This is a genomic window from Alteromonas sp. LOR (assembly GCF_000753865.1).
GTDB lineage: Bacteria > Pseudomonadota > Gammaproteobacteria > Enterobacterales > Alteromonadaceae > Alteromonas.
On sequence record NZ_JQFW01000014.1, the window covers coordinates 35,908 to 54,910 of the forward strand.

A 19,003-nucleotide genomic window follows, 5' to 3' on the forward strand; every position below is an offset into this window, starting at 1 on the left:
TCAGAGTACGAATCATGCACTGGCCTAAACATAAGATAAGCACTAGCTAAGCATGAATAAATTGTAAGCGAGTATATAGAGCATACCGTTTATACACAAAAAAGAGTAAAATACGAAAAAAATGCACACGTGATGTCATCACTATGGGGAACGAACTATTTCAACACTAGGCTCTCAATCAGGCTCTCAATTAGATTCCCATTCAGAATCTGAGCGAGACAATCGAACAGAACGTCAAACCGACCTTCCATTGGTTATTGCTGGTCCAATCGTTCGCAAGGTTACCGAGGATACTTGTCATATCTGGTTGGTGACGTCGTTGCCTAGTGCCCCTTCCATTCATCTTACGCAACGCGGTAATAATGTTGAGGTTGAGGTTGAGGTTGAGTATCACGCAGAAAGCGTACAGGTGGGCCAATACGCCTACATCCATTTATTATCAGCAACTGTCTCACACAAGTTTAGCGATAACGAACGAGTGTATTATCAATTGGATTTTACCGATAAAGCCACAAGTGAAAAGTGGCATATCGAGCAACAGCGTTTACTGTATAGCGCAGAAGATAGCTTAAGTTTTCATTATACCGAGACGCCAGAAACTATTTTACACGGCTCTTGCCGCAAACCACATTTTGACGGTGACGATGCTCTCGCGCAAGTAGATACCCTCATTGAAAAAGGCCTAGCAGGCAGCTCATCACTTCCAGATGTATTACTGATGACGGGCGATCAGATTTATGCCGATGACGTGGCCGGACCGATGTTAAAGGCCATCCATCATTGCTGCGACTTACTGGGGCTATACCACGAAGGGTTGGAAGGCGCCGTTGTTAGCAATACGGCAAAGCTAGCGCAGCACTCTCATGGGTTTTATGAACGCGAGCAGTTGCTGCCACAAATCGCGACCAATACCGTGTTGTCATCTCTCTTTTTCGGTGCGAAAAAGAAACCTGTGTTCACATCAGTAAATGCACAAAACCACCTTATTGGCAGTGCTGAAATTCTCGCGATGTATTTTTTGGTTTGGTCTGACGCTCTCTGGCCATTGATTGACATCGATAATAGCCATATACCTCAGCAGTACCGAGACACTTTTGAGAAAGAACAAAAAGCCATCGACGGCTTTGTAAAGCAGCTTCCCTCGGTAAGACGGGCACTCGCTCATGTACCCACTTATATGATATTTGATGATCATGATGTCACTGACGATTGGAATTTAACCCGCGGTTGGGAGCAAGAAGTTTACGCTAACCCGCTGTCTAAGCGCATGATTGGTAACGCGCTTATTGGGTACTTGCTCTGTCAGGGCTGGGGTAATGCGCCTAAGAAAGTGGCTTCCCTTATTGGCGATGCGCAAAAAGTGTTTAGTAGTAGCGACTTAAATGAACACGACACATTTATTGATAAGCTGCTCGATTTCAGCGAATGGCATTATCGACTTGATACGTCGCCCCCTATTGAGGTATTAGATACTCGCACGCAGCGATGGCGCTCTGAATCTAGTCTCAATAAGCCGTCAGGCCTTATGGACTGGGAAGCCCTTTGCGAGTTTCAACACTCTATCATTGGCAAAGAAGCCGTTATCGTTGTGTCTGCTGCTCCTATTTATGGGGTGAAGATTATTGAAGCGATACAAAAGCTGTTCACTTTTTTTGGCAAGGCATTAACTGTCGATGCTGAAAACTGGATGGCACACAGAGGCACGGCCAACGTGATGCTCAATATTTTCAGGCATTACAAAACGCCACCAGAATTTATTATTCTATCTGGCGACGTACACTATTCGTTTGTTTACGATGTGCGGCTGCGATTTAGACGCAACAGCCCTCATATTACCCAGTTTACCTGTAGCGGCTTAAAAAATGCGTTTCCAGAAACCTTGATCACTTGGTTCGATAGACTTAACCGCCTTCTTTACGGTGCCAAGTCGCCCCTGAACGTATTTACCAAACGTCGCAATATGTCGGTAAAAGCGAGACCGCCAAATAATGGCGAGAAAGAACTATTTAATGGCTGTGCTATTGGTGTATTAAATATTTCACACAAAGGTAAGGATGTTCACTGCAAAGCTTTGTTGAGTAACGGGAAAGAGGTAGTATTCTCCCCTGTAAATAACGACTAGCAAAAAAAGAGGTATCTAATGAGTGATGGCGCCCTGTCTATAGGTTTATTTTTCGGCTCGACGACCTGTTATACCGAAATGGCAGCGGAAAAAATTCAAGCCCAGCTTAATAGTTTGTTCGATGACAACGTAGTTCATCTTCACAATATTAAAGATGTGAATTTGTCGCGCACCTCAGACTACGACATTATCATTTTTGGCATTTCTACCTGGGATTTCGGTGAACTACAGGAAGACTGGGAGTCTCATTGGGAAGACGTACACCAACTTGACCTGTCGGGTAAAACCATAGCGCTATTTGGACTTGGCGATCAGCTGGGCTATGGCGAGTGGTTTCAAGATGCCCTTGGTATGCTTCACGATGCCATACTCCCCTCAAACTGCAACATAGTAGGCTATTGGCCTAACGAAGGTTACGACTTTACCGCCTCTAAAGCACTTACCGAAGATAAAAGCCACTTCGTAGGCTTGTCGCTAGACGACGAAAATCAATATGATGATACCGATGCTAGAATTGAAGCATGGTGCGAACAACTCCTCATTTCTTTAGCTTAACGTTACTACGGGCGCAGATAGGTATAAGTGAGCGTGGAAACTAAAGGGCGCATTCATCAATCGTTTTATCGAAACGGCCCTAGCCACAGGGACGGCGCCGACGTGTCTTTTCAAGACATTAGAAAGTTGTTTAATTTTGCCACCATTACGGTAGGCAGATGGGTTACACCGCAAGAACAACAAATAGCAGCCAATTTATTCTTCGATGCGCTTTACGACCTCACCACAATATTGAATATAAACGAACAGGTGCTTTCGCTAAACGGCTCGCTGTCACTGGCTTTTGGAAGCGGTGGGCAAAAAAACACAAGTGCGCACTATCACAGTGGAAAGCGGCAGTTAGCGCTGGCGAAAAATGCGGGAGCCGGCTCTTTGGCTCACGAGTGGTTTCATGCATTTGATCATTACATTGCACCACGTATGTTCGAGGGACTATCCCACGGCACTTTCGCCACGCAAGCGTGGTTAGATAACGCCACCATGAATACCCACCCGCTTAATCAAAAGTTAAGCGACTGCTTTGACCTCATGTTTTTAGATCACAACAAAAGACCCAATGACTACTTTGTAAAATCTGTTGAGGCCGATAGAGCGCTTAAAACATTTTATTACGCCATGCCCCAAGAAATGGCAGCTCGCGCCTTCGAATCGTGTATTCAGGATCACGAGATTAAAAACGCATTTTTAGTTCAAGGTACAAAAAAATCCACAGAAGCTAGACTTGGCATTTACCCTCATGGTAATTTGCGTGTAACACTCAATCAGGCATTGATGTTGTATTTTTACCAATTAGGCGTCGCCATTTCGCACAAACGTTAGAAATTAGTCGTTTTATTACCGCGAAATTGAGCATTTTTCCAGCAACAAGTGGTTACGAGCACACTGTTTTGTACAAAAGCCTGTATATTTTTGTAACAAGCAGTATACTATTGAGCTCGAACGTAACAGAAGAAAGAAGACGAGATGAAAAGAAAAAAGCATACCTCGGCCGAAGACGAGGCTCAGATTGATATGACCCCCATGTTGGACATCGTGTTCATCATGTTGATTTTCTTCATCGTAACGACCTCGTTCGTAAAAGAAAAAGGGTTAGACGTTAATCGTCCAGAAGACAATCAAGCTAAAAACGATAAGCCATCAAAAGCGCTTTCAATTCGTATTGAAGAAGACGGCACTATTATGATGGGTGGACGTGAAGTTGACGTTCGTCGCGTTGTTGCAAACACGCAAACTTATCTTGCTGAAAATAATACGGACACTGCTGCTATCCAAGCCGACGAAGAAGCTGAACACGGCGTTGTGGTAGAAGTAATGAACCAAGTAAAAATTGCAGGTATTTCAAAAGTATCTGTATTAGTTAAAAAGGGATAACATCTCTTTTTGCTAAAAAAAGCCGCCCTCGGGCGGCTTTTTTCGTATTGGTTTCTATACGAATGTATAACTTAGTTGGGAGTGCAAAATGTATACAAGTGTTATTTTTTAAATCACAAAAGTGATATCATGACTAGGAAGTCTTTGGAGTATCTAATGAAGAGTACATTTTTTTACGCTACTGCGACAGCAGTTGGTTTTTTGTTTTCAGTATCAGTTGCTCAGGCTGGTAAAATCGAACTAAGTAGTGCATTTGATTACAATGCCTTTATCTTTGAAAACTTCGAAGGTAGATATTCAGATGTTGAAGGCCGCCTAGCGGTTGCTGGAGACATGACTGTAAACGACTTTAACGTCGGCCTTCTTCTCTCTCCTGACCTATCGTCTTCATCTCTCGCAGTAGGTGGAAATTTAGACTTCACTAGAGGTAATGTACACGGGGGTGATACAACAGTTTCGAATTCAATAGTTGCAAACAATGTGATGTTTGATAAGGCTGTTAACGCAGAACAAGATGTTACTCTTACCCAATCAACTGTTCAAAGCGGCGGTATTAGTAGTAATGGAAAGACTACGCTAAATGATTCAAACATTGCGCAAGGTGATATTCGGTCAAATCAAATTGTGTTAACCGGTAATAAACCGAATAGCGAAGAGTACGGGTCAAGCGTAGACGATGGTAGTCTAGTTGCGCAATCTGATGTGTCTTTAACAAAAAGTAGAGTGAACGGTTCTGTCAGCGCCGGAGGGACTATTACTGCAACAGATTCCGATGTTTCAGGTGATATTCAGCAAAATGTTAGCACTCAAACGACTGAATTCAAAAATATCGACTTCGATAATATGATAAATGAAGTGACTGCGCAGTCTGCAGATTTTGCAGAAAGGACGATTAACGGAAAAACGACTCTCACATGCGGCGACAAAGACTGTACCAATCCAGCACAAACGATCAATGAAATAAAATTTTCAGGTACTGACGATATCAATTTTTACTCCGTCAGTGCTGATTGGTTTAGTGCCAAAGACAAACAGATCACCTATGACTTTTCTACTACAAGCTACAACATCATTAATGTCTTTGGCGACAGCGTTGAACTATTTAATACTGGCTTTTTCAATGCAGCATTCACAGAAGAAAACGAGTATTTCAAGGAGCAAGGGCAGTACAAAGACAACAATAATGATGTAGGAAGACGCCACGATGGTCGTTACACAAACAACATACTGTTTAATTTTGTAGATGCATTAGACATTGACTTTTATTCTGTAGGCATAAAAGGCAGTGTGCTAGCTCCCTTTGCAGACGTTAATTTTTATGAAGGACATATTGACGGGAACCTTATTGCAAAAAGCTTGAGTTCGCCAAATGAAACTAGAACTAACGACAAAGGCGAAGTCTACACATTACCTACAGGCCAAGTGAATAATTATAAATTCGGTGCTATTGATGTAAATGAGCCGGCATCGGTAGCAATACTTTTTGGTGCTGGATTTCTTTTATTATCTCGCAGAAGGCAGCGCGTTAGTTTAGCGTAAGTAAACTATTATCATTAAAGCGCAAACCCACGTAACCGAGGTGACGACAACAGAAGCTCGTCACTGGTTACGCCACTTCCATCTCCTCCTCGCCATCTAAGTTGAATGCCAGCCTCAAAGGCTTGGTATTCCACGGCAAATGCCTTACTCATATAGCCTGCTACAATCCAGTCTCCACCGATACGATATTGCGCCTCAGCGAGGAAATTTCCGCTTAGTCCTGTGGTTTCAGAATAAGGCAAGGCCTCTGACGGGGCGGCATCGCTTTCGATATCAGGGGAAGTGATGAGCGGAAAACGAGAGTCAGCCGTTTGCTCTAGTCGTGAAAGGGCTATTGCATTACTGAGCTTTAGCTGCCAATTAAGTGCTTCTAGTGTGAGTAACTCTGAATACAATCCTAGGGAGATAAAGTAATTGGGGCTAAAGTAGCCTCCATTACCATAGGTAAAACCACTTCGATTATGCTTATATCCAGAGTAACTTGCGAAGGGACCAACGCGCCAATAATCTAGCTTATCTGAGATGTCTGTAGCTATATCGTAACTAACATCACCCCGCACAGAAAAGGCAGTATTACTGTCTACTGTCTCACCATTCATGGTACTTACTTGTAATGTGCCGGCCACAGACCAACGCGGTGCCATTTCATAAGCTGCTAGCCCTCGTATGCCGTCTTCCAATACATAGCCCCACGCGCCCTCGTTTCTTGCATTGAACGAGCCTGTTTGGCTAAGCATGCTGTCCTCTTTAGGGTAACGGAACAAGGTAGTGGCAAGAGTCAGCTTAGGTAAAAACCACGTTGCAGAAATTTGACCGGTAATATCAGCGTTTACGGGCTGATCAAACATGCCGTATTCCACATTTGCATAAAAGTTGAAGCCCACGTCTTGATAGGCAATATCGGCCCTTAGGCCTTTATCTTCAAACCCGGTGATATTGTTTGATACCGCGCTACGCACTCCATCTCCCAGCAAATCATCGCCCAGCCACGCTCCAGACTGTGCCGCGCCACTATAGAACTGCTTATAATCCAAAAAGACCCGCCATTGCCAACCTTTGTAAATATCCCCAATACCAATATAACTGGTTAAAACGTCGAAATTTCCTAGCCCAGGTTGACCTGAGCGAGAGCGAGTTGTGATGCCAGAAACCACACTGAACGCATCTTTAGTCTGCGCCGTTGTTGAACGCGTATCGGCGTTTATATAGGAAAGTAGAAATTGTTTTCTAGGCCATGCGCTACTATTCACCTGCGCCTGTCGGCGGGTATTTACGAGCGGAAATGCTGATGCAAGCTGATTTAACTTTAGCCTGTTATCACTATTTAGCCTGACTAACTCGCCGGCAATAACATCATCATCTGGATTTTGCTTCAGCACTTTTTCAAACGCTAACGTCGCCGTTTCCCCATCGCCATATTTTGCTGCAGCCCAACCCAGTAAGGTTAGCTCATCGAGGGTTAAGGCTCTTATATCGCCTAGTTGCTGGGCAGTTTCAATGCTGTTTTTGTAATCCTCATCTTCATAAAAATAGAGTTGCTGCTGCGCTAGGCCATCTGCACATCGACGTAAAAAGCGTTCTGTATCAATGCTGCACGCCAACTGTCTGGCCCTTGCATGCTTTTGCTGTGCGTTTAGCGATAGGTACTGACCATCGGCGTTTTGCGATAACACAAAGAGTTCATAGGCCTCGTTGTACGCATCTTCATTGTATTTTCGCCACGCACTTCCTTCTATAAGCGACGTGATCAAACTTGTGTTGGCACCACCGTCTTTGTTGCCTTTGCCGTTGGCAAGCAAACTCGCAAGCTGCTCTATGTCTCTTTGCTGTATAGCACTGTTCACTATAAAAGTAGTGATGGATTCTAAGCCTTGTTGAGCGGAGCGACGCTGTACTTCATTTAGGCTAAGCACCAGTGTGCTATCAAACTGCGTGCGCGCTACGTTAAGTTGCCCACGATCAATAGCCGCCCACCCCATCAGTAAATAGAAGTTTGGCTGGTTTTCTTTCTCTGCTAGGGCTAATAGCTTATTAAACTCTGTATTTGATATTTGTCTGCGAGCTTGGGGTGTTTTTTCTGCGAATATCGCTAGTGGCGATTTAGGTGCGTCGCTTACAGAACTAGGCTCATTTGATACAAGCTCCTTTTGGCTTGAAGCTGTCTGGCGATCACTCTCCTGTTGACTAGCACCCTGCTGACTAGCGCCTTGATTTGCTCGTGACAGATTATTCAGTCGGTCTAGCGCGTTTTGCAGTGGCTTCGATGGCTGCCAGCTAGGATATTGATAGCGCAAGCGCCCATACTCGTCGTTTGCGAGAGACTTCTGCCCCTCTTCGATATGAAACCATAGCCCGGTGACATCGGGCTGACTTTCGTCAAAAGCATCAAACCCTAGCTCGCGTTCTTCATAAGTAGTTTTAGATTGACCGTGAGCCATGTGAGAGGCCAACGCGGCTAATATGGCTACTAGCAAAAGTGAAAAAAGGGATAACCGGTTATTTATAGTCACGCTTCTCACCCCGAGATATCCGAGACGGCCAGCATTGAAAGTAACACCAGACTTGCTGAATAATAGTCAACGTCTCTGTTAATATCAGGCCACTTAGGCGTTGTGTCATTAACGATGTTATTAACCGCTTGCTCAACGGCATGCATGCCAAGGGTCATAGCATATTCCGCTGGTTTCTCGTCATCTAGCGAAAGGGTTGCTGGCACATAATCTTGTGACCACCATTTTGCGAATGGGCTTAACACATCATTGCGTTCAGCACCGGCTAAAAAAGTGTCAGACCATGCTAAATGCAGTGGAATTCGCACCGCATTGAACCCAAATTCACTGGCAATAACATTGTCTATTGAAAAACTACCCTTGTATAAACGCGTCCAATCAGAGGGCAGTTGATGAGATGAGAACCGGGCTTTCTGCACTACCGATATGCCGCTGGCGAATAATTCCTGCCAAATACTGGGGTTTTCAGAGTAGTCCGAAAAGGCCGACAGGGCTGGGAACACCCAGTATGAAAGATTGAACTGAACGCCGCCTTCGTTACTACTGAGACTAACGCCATCGCCGTCATAAAAGCCTGATTCACCGGGTAGTAATAAAGTGTAGCCATCCCGTGTTACTATCAGCTTTTCTTCTATGGCCTGAATAATTCTGCGCGCTTCGTCTTCATAACTCGATGTATTCCAACGTTTTGCTGCCCTAAGCAGTGCCCAAGCAATTAATATATCGCCATCTGAAGCGTTATTGGGGTCGTCAACACAAGCGGTGTCCTTCGTAGTACAAGGTGTATAGCGCCAGCTAAACAAACCGTCAGAACGCTGCAATACGGTTTGAGTCCATTGCCACATGCTATCAAAAGCTGCTCGGTCATTAGCATGAGCAGCGAACAACATACCGTAGCCTTGCCCCTCAGAGTGAGAGACCTCATCATTGCCGGTGTCCACTATTCTACCGTCGATAACAAAGAGCGCTTTGTAAGCGCTAAAACGCTGTTCAAATTGCTTATTATCAGAGTCCGTACAAGACACCAACAGCAATGCTAAGCAAAAAACAGCGGCGGCTTTAACTCTCATTACCATGAGTCTTGTACTTTTTTATTCCGACGTTTAAGCAGTAAGTAAATAAGCAAGCTGATTGAGAAAACCAGAACCACAAAACCAACTAACCAGTACCAAGGGTTGTTGGAAAGCCATAGTCTGAGTTGAAGCCACGCATCGTCAGATTCGCCAATCTCGTAGGTTTCATTCACCTGCATAACAAGGGACGGTGCGCGGCTGTCGCTCCAAGCAAAGAAATCACCGGCTAACTGCCCCCACATCGATAAGCTCACTAAATCACTCACTCTGTCGTTGAGCAACTCAGAGGTTTGTGCGGCAAGGATAAACAATGTGTCGTTACTTTCTGGGTTGGCGTGTGCGGTAAAAATAGCCTGCGGCCCTAAGTCGCTTTCTTGTATTGTGTTACCTTCCACTTTCATGGCTTTGAATGATCTGTCTTGAGTCAGATTCCTCACCCGGTTATGTAGGTTATTTTGAAGTTGATAAGACCAGCGCTTTGTCGCCTCTATTGCCGTTGTAAACTCAGACTGTTGCACTTGTGACAGTGAATCTGGCGTGCCCAATATAATTGCCGAGCCTGCAATCGCGTTCGATGGCATGCTTTCAAGCGCCATATTATTGATAGTCAGATTAAGGAGCGGAGCGTTAGCCACCTGCGCTAATTTTGCACTTATCGTTAGTGCACTATCCATAAAGTCTGAAGACGGAATAATGATAGATGATGCAGGGGCTGACTCAAATCGAGCTAAGGGGTAAGCCGTTTCGCCGAACAACGCTAAATTCGGCTGCACCGCTACATGTCCCGCATCAGGAAGGTCGATAGCAGAGGTGCTCTCTAACTGAAATATTAAATGACTCCCCGCGACTTCATCACAAGCTACTCCCGCGAGAGGCGCACGAAGCGTCACATCAAAGTCGATATTGTTTGCTCCGCCTTTTAAGTATCTTGCAGGGACCGATAACTTGTAGTTTTTGAACACTTGTCCGTTCGGGTTATCAAGCGCAAGACCATGTACCAATTCATCGTTTACTTTCACATTCATAATAGAGCCAGGTCCATTACCCGCTCCGTACCCGAAATTAAGGAGTAAACTAACGCTGGCATTTTCCGGTACATAAAAATCAGCGGGTAGTAAGAAGGAGGCACGTTTTGAAAAGTCTCCTTCATCTCTAAATCTTGCCGCCGAAATACCTAAATCTTGAAACTCATAAGCGGTATCAGGGGCTGCAATTAGCTGTTTTTGTAATCGGCTTGCTTCCATACCAGAGTGAGACAGTACGGTAATTTGAGAAGTTACATTTATCTCATCGTCCATAACTGCCAAGGTTTGCGCAGCTTTGTGTACATCGTCAGTGGTATTGCCACTGACGATAAGACGAAACGTGGAAGGGATAATCACGCGGTTGCCGATAGAAAATGAAGGCGTTACTTCTGTTTTTAAATAAGGACCTTTAATACTGTTAACCGTGGTATCGGATAGCACAGGTGAGAGCGAGGAGGCAGTACCTACTATTACATGTAACTGTTGCGTTTGACTCTTAGCTAACGCGTTGCCAGAACGGTTATTTTGAGAACTCCCCCGTGTATACCATGCTGAGCGCTCATAACGCTGAATACTTTCTTCTGTCCAGCGCTGTCCCTCATTAGCAGTGTCTAATTCAGGTAATACATATCCCTCATCAAAGGTCTCATGCTTTAGCTCAAGGGGTTGATATTGATTGCGAAGCGCTAGTGCCTGACCCACTAATGAAAGAGTACGCTTGGTAATGTCGTCTTCCACATCTGTTGCTGTAATCAACGACACGTCTCGCAAGCCACCAATTCCTGGATTGAAGAAGCCATCTAACTTATCGAATGTGAAATTATCAACATTATTACTTGAGGTTATTTGCAAGGTTGAATTATACATATTCACCTCGCTCCATAGTTCAGGTGCACTGCCATCTACACACTGATTTGCATAATGCTGACTAACATTGAATGTAAGCGTATTGAAGCCATCTCGCCATAACTTAGCCGGTATGGGAACTTCAGAAATAAGTGATGGCCGGTCGGGGTCGAACCGTATTTGACCGATGGTGGCGTTATTAAAACGTACAACAAGCTGAGAACGCTTCTCTATGAGTGCCTTAGAGCTGATTACATCTAACGTAAGCACAGCGTTATCAACGTCGGTAATTGAAGCCAGAGGAATAGCAAAGTCGATTGAATCTGCCTTACCCTCTAGCCGAATAATGCTTTCGCCGGCAAAAAAATCGGTGAGACGATAGGTATTTGTTTCAGCATTAACGGTAAATGCCAATAGTAAGCTCAACAACAACGTAGGATAGATTTTTATCATTTTTGTTTATTCCTTGGCAGAACTTATTTTGTGACTTATTTTTTTGCCTGCAATATCTAGAGCATGTAGGAAATGCAAAAGAGCAGGTTTTAACCCAACACTAAGTACGTGCTTAGCACCATACCAGTACGTAATCGCTCGCGTTCTCCTTCGCTGAAATGACATCCATCTGCGGCTATCTGCTAATGCAAAAGCAACAACTTCACTGTGCTCCTTTTCTGTTGAAGGGGAAAACTGCACGCGAAGCAATGATAATTTACTATCGTAGTTCAAAACCGTGACAGGCAAGTGAACGTTCTTATTTAATGCCTCGCACCACGTTGTCAGTTTGGCTTGGTCAGAAAATAACGCCCCTTCACCTTTTAACTTCATTCTTGCTCCGCCTATGGAGAGATCCACAAGGTCGCCAACCCACGCCTGTCCTTTTTGGGTTCGTAATACAACGTTGTTGGTAGCGGGCAACCTAGATTGCGATCGCACTTGTTTTCTTTCTAACAAGACGCTCAACACCGACATCAACAATAACAGGTTGAATCCATTCCACAGCATAACAACCACGGTGAGCTCTCTGCTGAGAGGCTCGGAGATAAATTTATACACTCCAGTGAAAAAAGCAAATAACAATATGAGAATAAGCCAATAAAAGACATTGGCGAGCGGCGACACAAAAGTTTTGTCTAAACTTTCCCCTTTTGGCGTAACCACAAAGGAAGGCTCTCGCGGCTTGACGAAAACTTTAATTAGCGCTTTGAGTGTGAAAGCACACTGTAGAATTTCGTATATTTCAGAAACCAAGGGCCATCGCGTTCGTCCAAACAGCATAGTGGAAATCATATACGTCGCAACAACATGAGGAATGGTATAGGCCAGTATTTCAAGCATAGAGGCATGGTATACCTGAAGCCCAAACACAAGATAAGCCAAAGGCATGAGCAGAAAAATAATGCGCGCAAAAGGAAATAACCAAAACAAGATAGAGCTCATATACCCTACACGCTGATACCACTTGAGCCCCTCGGCTTTAAAGGGCTTTTTTAGCAAAAGAATCTGCGTCATTCCTTGTGCCCAGCGCATTCGCTGCTGAATGAACGCATCAAACGTTTCGGGTGCCAAACCGCTCACCATTGGTCTGTCTACATAAACCGATTCATAGCCTAATTTATGCAAATCTAACGCGGTTTCTGCGTCTTCAGTAATTGACTCACCGGATATGCCCCCTACCAACTCGAGATGCGCTCGCCTCATCAGGGCCGCTGAGCCACAAAAGAACGAACTGCCCCAGTAATCGAGGCCTTTTTGAATAGTCCCATAAAACATGTCGTTTTCAGAGGGCATTCTCGTGAAGGCTGAAAAATAGTTTCGCTCAACAGGGTCAGGGTTCGCCATAAAATGTGGAGTTTGCACCAAAAAGACGTTTTCGTTTTTCAGCATCCAAGGCACGGTTCTATCGAGAAAATCTGATGTGGGCACATGGTCGGCATCTAAAATGACAATAAGGTCACTGCTAGTATTCCCTATAGCACTATTTACATTGCCCGCTTTCGCAAATTCGTTCTTTGCGCGAGTGTGATAGTCAATATCGTGTTTTTTACAAAGCGCCTGAAGGTTGCTTCGTCGTTTCTTTGCCGCTGCTGCAGCAGTTTCATTACTTGCATTAATTTTTTGATCGGTACCGCCATCGTCAAGCAGGTGGATAAATAGCTTGTCCTTGGGATAGTCGAGGATTTTAGCGGCGCGAATAGTCACCTCAAGAATATCAATATCTTCATTATAGGTGGGGATCATAACGTCCACAGAAGGCAAGCGCTCTGTGTCTATATCTTTTAAAGTGAGCAGCGGCCTACTAAGAGGAAACGCATTGACAATAGCACCTAAAACAGAGGTGATGCCTGCATAAATTTCAGCAATGAATAATAGCCAAACTGCTACAAGCGAAAAAATGTCGGTATAGGTGAGCGTATACAGTCCTCGCCACAGCAAATAACGAGTGGTTAAGGCAGTGCCCAATACAAGGGCTAAAATTCGGAAAAAGTGTTGATGGGGCTGTGTATGTTGGGCTTCTTTGCTACACCAGGAAATTGAAATTAGCACTAGCAGTGACGCGAAGAGTTGTCCAATAGCATCCATTGGCGCTAACAAAATGGCGCCAAGCAGCACAGAGGCTAATAATAGAGCGCCTATGTACTGTACGGGGTTCGATACGTTCTCATGTGGCGAGCTGTCCAATATTGCGATCCGCTATGTGTATTTTTGTGACACTCGCATAGTTTGCCCTGTTAATTAGCGTAACTTCACCATTTGACAGTTCAACTTCGTGATTGCTCTTATAGAACATTCTAGAAATGCTATCACGTTGCTCTTGTGCACTTTTCGTTGCAACACACCACGCAGGGTACGTCGCAACTCCGCATAAACATATTAGTATAATGCCATAAAAAACAGAAGGAGGTAATGATGGCGCAACGAATAATGAAAACAGTAACATAGCCATACTTGCGGTAACCAAAATAGCCGTTAGTTTACGGTAGCGAGTAATGCTATTGAGTGTGCGCTCCGCGTTTAATAGCAGGAACAGCCTATTCTGCCAAAGCTTTTCGGTCTCTAGTTGTGATTGAATACCGATCACGCCAGAAGGTGTGTCTGGCATCGCACCATCGCTTTGTGAGCGATGTTGACCCTTTGCTAGTTCATATATATTTACAGGCACGCAGTCTGCAAACTTACGCTCTAATTCGTCGCTAAAATCATTCCTTTGATGTTCACTGCGAAACTTATGTTCTTTGTTCATAACGCATCTCCCCAAAACCTCGAGTGAGTTTACTTCTACCCACTATTAGGAAACATCGCGGCATTCATACTTACTAATTGATAAGAATACGCTTACATACGCAGAAGTGTTATTGAACTTTCGCCTATTGAACTTTAGGCTTATTGTATACATGGAGATAAAAGAAAGTGAACACTCACACTTTAGAATTAAAACAGCGCAAAAAAGGGCCACTATTTCAATGAAATAATGGCCCTTTTTGAATTTTGACGGCTCCGACTTTTAACGTTATGGATTACCGCTTTAGCTTACTAATAATGCTGATGAGGTTACTTATGTTAAACACAGTGCCAAAAATGCTTCCCACCGAAATGGCATAGAGTAAGCCCAGTGACTCGGCCACAAGAAAGGTTCTTCGTATTTGATGGGTGTCTCTTATTACAATAGAGCCAATGGTAAAAATGAGTGAGGAAGCATAGGCGATAAATATGTTCCAGTGATGCTCAAGCACAAACCACTCGTAGCATAAAAAACCAATATTAATCCCTATAAAGGCAAACAGAATAAGGTTACTTCTGTTTTTAATCGCAATGATGTTGCGAACGCTAGCGAGAAGAGTCCCTACCCCTGCGGCCATCGCATCTAGCATAAAGAAATGGGCACTCAAACTTGCCAAAGCAAACGCGGATATCAGCAGATAGCGGTCAACATTATTTTGTCGGTACCCAATGAAATTTAAAACAACAGCAACTGCACCAAATGCTTCGGCAACGACAACCATGATTTCTTCTCTTTTAAAATTTTAGATAAAACGGGCGGCAAAGCGCCTTGAACGCAGATGAATACTCACCATTGTGTTCGCGTATTGTAAGGGATGGATACGTCTCCTCAAATTCAGCGACGCTCTCGCTATCTTCATCATTAGCGCGTTGAGCCTGAAAACGGTAGACGCATAGGTAGGGATCACTTTTGCTGTCGTGTTTTACCACCAAGCAACCGGTCACAAATAAATTAAATGCTAACGCGGCTTGCTCTATTTCGGCCATTCGCCGATAGGGGTAAACGCAGTAAAGACTTCCCGCTGCAGATACGTTATTGGCCGCAAACTGAAAAAGTGCAGTCGGCGAAAGTAAGCCGGTTTGTCGAGCACTGTGTCGTGCATCGCTTTGGCTAGCAAAGGCATTGGTGGGTTTATTACTGTGCTCAAAATAGGGCGGGTTCGATACAATAATATCAAAGCTGGTCTTTGGCTTATAAACCTCTAAGGCCTGGTGGTGCACCGAAATTCGTTTCGACCACTTTGACATCTCAGCATTATCTCTCGCCTGCTGCGCCGCACTTTCATCTACTTCAATTGCATGTATGTCGACAGCGTCGTCCGTTTTTTGCGCCATCATAAGTGCGAGAATGCCCGTTCCAGTACCGATGTCCAGCACACTTTTGGCCCCATTGGGATTTACCCAACTTCCAAGAATGAGACTATCGGTATTCACCTTCATGGCACACTTATCTTGCGCCACACTGAATTGCTTACAACGAAACATTTTTTATGAACATGGATTATAAAAACACGGCAGACATTTTACCTCATCTAATCTACCCCATCACGCCTGATGGAATAGATAGGTAGGAATAGATAGAAATTGGAATAAGCACTAGCGCAAAGCCAATACTTTACTAGACCTTTTTAGCTCACGCTTTATATTTAACCGCTTTGTATTTTTAACCCATTTACCATTTTTGCAATGACATCATATTTCTTGCTACATCAATGGGCGCCACGGGACGATACTTTTTAAGCGGCCCTTTCATTATAGATTGCCAAATAGGCGCGGTTTTTTGCGCAACATCTTCAAGTAAGCGAGATTCATCTCGGTTCCCTAGCAGCAATGACGGCCTGACCGCGGATGCGTTTGGCAGCTGTGGCATACGCATAATGGCATTTTCAAGCTCGCCTTTTACCCTAAGGTAAAAATTACTACTTTTTGCATCAGCCCCCACAGAAGACACCCAAACAAAGCTATCGGCACGCTGAGCACGGGTAAGCTGTGCAGCAACGTGAATGTATTCAAAATCTACACGTCGAAATGCTTTTTTCGAACCCGCCTTTTTGAGGGTGGTGCCTAAACAGCAGTACACATGATTAACGCTAAAGTAACCTTGATAGTCTTGAAGATTTTCAAAGTCGATAACCACCGGCCTTAACCGGTTGTGTGGGTCGTTGAACATCTGTGAAGACAGGGGCTTGCGCACCAAGCATGTCACTTCATCGTAACGCCTGTCCTGTAAAAGCATATTTACGAGCGTTCGTCCGACTAAACCTGTCGCTCCTAGCACCATTGCGGATTTCATACTTTGCACCTTGTATCATGTGATGGTTTCTCTACAATCTAACCTTCGACAGTAAAATATGCAGATAACAATGAAAAAAGCCCTTTTAATTGGAGCCGCTATGCTCTCTACTGCTTTACACGCTGAAACGCTCACTATTGAGCGAATTTTCTCATCACCCTCTTTAGACGGCAGCGCCCCTCGCACACTCAAAGTGTCTCCCGATGGCGCGCGCGTTACGTTCTTAAAAGGAAAGCAAACCGACTACGAACGTCTCGACCTGTGGGAATACCACATCGACAGTGGCGAAACCCGCATGCTGTTTAATTCTAACGACTTACAAAGCGGTGAAGAAGTACTTTCTGATGAAGAGAAAGCCCGTCGCGAGCGTATGCGCCTAAAAGGTAGCGGTATAGTAAGCTACGAATGGTCTGACGATGGTAAAGCTCTGCTCTTCCCTCTTGGCGGTGATGTGTACTATCACAAACTCGGCGAAAAAGGAGCCAAGCAGCTACTCGATACCGATGCATTTGAGACAGACATTAAACTATCTCCGAAGGGTAATTACATTTCTTATGTTCGCGATCAGAACCTTTATGTAAAACATATTGCCTCGGGCAAAGAGATGGCAATTACTAAAGACGGCGGTGACAACATCAAGTTTGGTATGGCCGAGTTTGTTTCCCAAGAGGAAATGGGAAGAATGACCGGGTATTGGTGGGCGCCAGATGAAAGCAAAATTGCGTTTACTAAAGTAGACGAAAGCCCTGTAGACGTTATTACGCGTACTGAGATTTACGCTGATGACATCAAACTGGTTGAACAAAGGTACCCTAAAGCGGGTACACCCAATGTGGTTGTGGAACTTGCCATTCAGTCGCTAGACACAAACGAGCGTACGTGGGTAGATTTAGGCGAAGATAAAGATGTGTACTTTGCCAGAGGCCAATGGATGCCGGACAGCACGACATTTACCTACCAATGGCAAACACGCGACCAGCAAAACCTTGAGCTGCGTGCGTACAACACGCAAACAAAAAAACAGCGTGTACTGTTAAATGAAAGCAGTGATACCTGGGTTAACTTGCACGACGACCTGTATTTTCTCAAAGACAAAGGTCAGTTTGTTTGGGCCTCTGAGCGAGACGGATTCAAGCACCTATACCTTTTCGATAACAGCGGCAAAATGGTTAAGCAGCTCACGTCGGGAGACTGGGTGGTTGACAGTATTGAAGCCATCGACACGCAAAACGACCGCATTTTCTTTTCTGGCCGCAAAGACACACCGTTGGAAAGTCACATTTATGTCGTTCCTTTTGATGGAAAAGGCACCAGCGATATAGCACGTATTACTGAATTAGGCGCCTATCATGACGCAACTTTCAGCAGTGACGCCTCTATTTTTATTGACCGTTTCTCTACTGTTAACTCCCCTTTCCAAGTCAGTTTAAACGATGCTTCTGGCAAACGTATTACTTGGCTTGAAGAGAATAAGGTAGAAGAAGGCCATCCTTTGCACGCCTATATGGACAGTTGGACTAAGCCTGAGTTTGGCGACATTCAAACAAAAGACGGTGCGACGCTAAAATACCGTATCTACAAGCCAGAGAGCGCAGTAGAAAACCCGAATAAGAAACTGCCTGTTATCGTGTATTTATATGGCGGCCCCCACGCACAAGTTGTTACCAATAAGTGGGCGGGAAATCGTGGCTTACTAATGCAACACTGGGTTGATCAGGGTTATGTGGTCTTCACGGTAGATAATCGGGGCTCTAACTACCGAGGCAAAGCGTTTGAAGATCCTATTTACAAAAAAATGGGCTTTATCGAGGTTGATGACCAAGTTGCCGGCGTAGAGTATTTACGCACGCTGCCTTTCGTTGATGCCAACAACATTGGTATTCACGGACACAGTTATGGTGGCTACATGACCCTTATGGCCATGTTTAAAGCGGGCGACTATTTCGCTGCAGGTGTATCTGGTGCTCCCGTTACCGACTGGCGTTTATACGACACCCACTACACCGAGCGATACATGGGTAACCCAAACACCGAGAACGATGCCTACACTGCGTCTTCTGTCTTTCCATACGCGAAAGACTTGAAAGGCGACTTGCTGATTTACCACGGAATGGCTGATGACAACGTACTCTTTACCCACTCCACAATGCTTTATAAGCACTTGCAGGACTTGGCTATCCCGTTTGAAACCATGGACTACCCAGGTAAAAAGCACAGTCTTCGCGGTAAGCAAACTGGCATTCACTTATACAAAACTATTACCAACTTCTTTGAGAGAAATTTGAAGTAAGCAGGGTTTGGCGAAAAGGCTTATGGGAAAAACTTAAGCTACGAAAAAGGGCATAACAATGTTTTGTTATGCCCTTTTTTATTTTGAAAGCGTCTTAGCC

Annotated in this window: 14 protein-coding genes; 6 read left to right on the plus strand and 8 right to left on the minus strand. The window is 44.5% G+C overall.

All coding sequences use genetic code 11. From position 1 onward, the window contains the following. The first annotated feature begins 250 nt into the window (after positions 1-250). The 5 genes from JV36_RS0104960 (at position 251) to JV36_RS0104980 (ending at position 5,587) form a co-directional block, all read left to right on the plus strand. Positions 251-2,122 carry an isoleucyl-tRNA synthetase gene (locus JV36_RS0104960; RefSeq protein WP_032095554.1) on the plus strand — a complete coding sequence of 624 codons (1,872 nt, stop codon included), beginning with the start codon at positions 251-253 and terminating at the stop codon, positions 2,120-2,122. A gap of 18 nt (positions 2,123-2,140) precedes the next feature. Beyond that, the gene (gene fldB, locus JV36_RS0104965) at positions 2,141-2,677 is read left to right on the plus strand and encodes a flavodoxin FldB (protein ID WP_032095553.1); all 537 of its coding nucleotides are present in this window, start codon (positions 2,141-2,143) and stop codon (positions 2,675-2,677) included. Between the two features lie 33 nt (positions 2,678-2,710). Continuing rightward, a complete protein-coding gene (locus JV36_RS0104970; protein ID WP_032095552.1) occupies positions 2,711-3,496 on the plus strand; it encodes a CLCA_X family protein in 786 nt (261 codons plus the stop codon). A gap of 144 nt (positions 3,497-3,640) precedes the next feature. Then, a complete protein-coding gene (locus JV36_RS0104975) occupies positions 3,641-4,048 on the plus strand; it encodes an ExbD/TolR family protein (RefSeq protein ID WP_032095551.1) in 408 nt (135 codons plus the stop codon). A 156-nt stretch (positions 4,049-4,204) separates the two neighbouring features. After that, the gene (locus tag JV36_RS0104980) at positions 4,205-5,587 is read left to right on the plus strand and encodes a choice-of-anchor A family protein (protein WP_052010117.1); all 1,383 of its coding nucleotides are present in this window, start codon (positions 4,205-4,207) and stop codon (positions 5,585-5,587) included. Positions 5,588-5,601: 14 nt separating this feature from the next. Here the strand turns inward: JV36_RS0104980 and JV36_RS0104985 are convergent, their stop codons facing one another. From JV36_RS0104985 to JV36_RS0105020, 8 genes are all read right to left on the minus strand, one after another. Further along, complete coding sequence (locus tag JV36_RS0104985) at positions 5,602-8,097, minus strand: cellulose synthase subunit BcsC-related outer membrane protein (RefSeq protein ID WP_235207775.1); 2,496 nt, start codon at positions 8,095-8,097, stop codon at positions 5,602-5,604. A gap of 5 nt (positions 8,098-8,102) precedes the next feature. Further along, entirely contained in the window at positions 8,103-9,173 is a 1,071-nt protein-coding gene (locus JV36_RS0104990; RefSeq protein ID WP_052010116.1) for a glycosyl hydrolase family 8, read from the minus strand. Next, the gene (locus tag JV36_RS0104995; protein WP_032095550.1) at positions 9,167-11,494 is read right to left on the minus strand and encodes a cellulose synthase BcsB subunit; all 2,328 of its coding nucleotides are present in this window, start codon (positions 11,492-11,494) and stop codon (positions 9,167-9,169) included. Before JV36_RS0104995 ends, JV36_RS0104990 begins: the two co-directional genes overlap by 7 nt. Before the next feature lie 6 nt (positions 11,495-11,500). Next, positions 11,501-13,720 (minus strand): UDP-forming cellulose synthase catalytic subunit, encoded by a 2,220-nt coding sequence (bcsA, locus tag JV36_RS0105000; RefSeq protein ID WP_052010115.1) that lies wholly within the window; start codon positions 13,718-13,720, stop codon positions 11,501-11,503. Beyond that, entirely contained in the window at positions 13,701-14,282 is a 582-nt protein-coding gene (locus tag JV36_RS0105005) for a hypothetical protein (RefSeq protein ID WP_032095549.1), read from the minus strand. Before JV36_RS0105005 ends, bcsA begins: the two co-directional genes overlap by 20 nt. 274 nt (positions 14,283-14,556) lie before the next feature. Beyond that, a complete protein-coding gene (locus JV36_RS0105010; protein WP_032095548.1) occupies positions 14,557-15,042 on the minus strand; it encodes a YgjV family protein in 486 nt (161 codons plus the stop codon). A 13-nt stretch (positions 15,043-15,055) separates the two neighbouring features. Further along, complete coding sequence (locus tag JV36_RS0105015) at positions 15,056-15,781, minus strand: tRNA1(Val) (adenine(37)-N6)-methyltransferase (protein ID WP_052010114.1); 726 nt, start codon at positions 15,779-15,781, stop codon at positions 15,056-15,058. 211 nt (positions 15,782-15,992) lie between these two features. Beyond that, positions 15,993-16,613, minus strand: a complete 621-nt coding sequence (locus JV36_RS0105020; RefSeq protein WP_032095546.1) for an NAD(P)H-binding protein — start codon at positions 16,611-16,613, stop codon at positions 15,993-15,995. A 70-nt stretch (positions 16,614-16,683) separates the two neighbouring features. Between JV36_RS0105020 and JV36_RS0105025 the strand changes: the two genes are divergently transcribed. Further along, positions 16,684-18,903 carry a S9 family peptidase gene (locus JV36_RS0105025; RefSeq protein ID WP_032095545.1) on the plus strand — a complete coding sequence of 740 codons (2,220 nt, stop codon included), beginning with the start codon at positions 16,684-16,686 and terminating at the stop codon, positions 18,901-18,903. Positions 18,904-19,003 lie beyond the last annotated feature (100 nt).

Coding starts and splice junctions, on each gene's coding strand:
- JV36_RS0105005 (WP_032095549.1), bottom strand. CDS start 14,282: ATGAACAAAGAACATAAGTTTCGCAGTGAACATCAAAGGAATGATTTT.
- JV36_RS0105025 (WP_032095545.1), top strand. CDS start 16,684: ATGAAAAAAGCCCTTTTAATTGGAGCCGCTATGCTCTCTACTGCTTTA.
- JV36_RS0105010 (WP_032095548.1), bottom strand. CDS start 15,042: ATGGTTGTCGTTGCCGAAGCATTTGGTGCAGTTGCTGTTGTTTTAAAT.
- JV36_RS0104975 (WP_032095551.1), top strand. CDS start 3,641: ATGAAAAGAAAAAAGCATACCTCGGCCGAAGACGAGGCTCAGATTGAT.
- JV36_RS0104990 (WP_052010116.1), bottom strand. CDS start 9,173: ATGGTAATGAGAGTTAAAGCCGCCGCTGTTTTTTGCTTAGCATTGCTG.
- JV36_RS0104995 (WP_032095550.1), bottom strand. CDS start 11,494: ATGATAAAAATCTATCCTACGTTGTTGTTGAGCTTACTATTGGCATTT.
- JV36_RS0104980 (WP_052010117.1), top strand. CDS start 4,205: ATGAAGAGTACATTTTTTTACGCTACTGCGACAGCAGTTGGTTTTTTG.
- JV36_RS0105020 (WP_032095546.1), bottom strand. CDS start 16,613: ATGAAATCCGCAATGGTGCTAGGAGCGACAGGTTTAGTCGGACGAACG.
- fldB (WP_032095553.1), top strand. CDS start 2,141: ATGAGTGATGGCGCCCTGTCTATAGGTTTATTTTTCGGCTCGACGACC.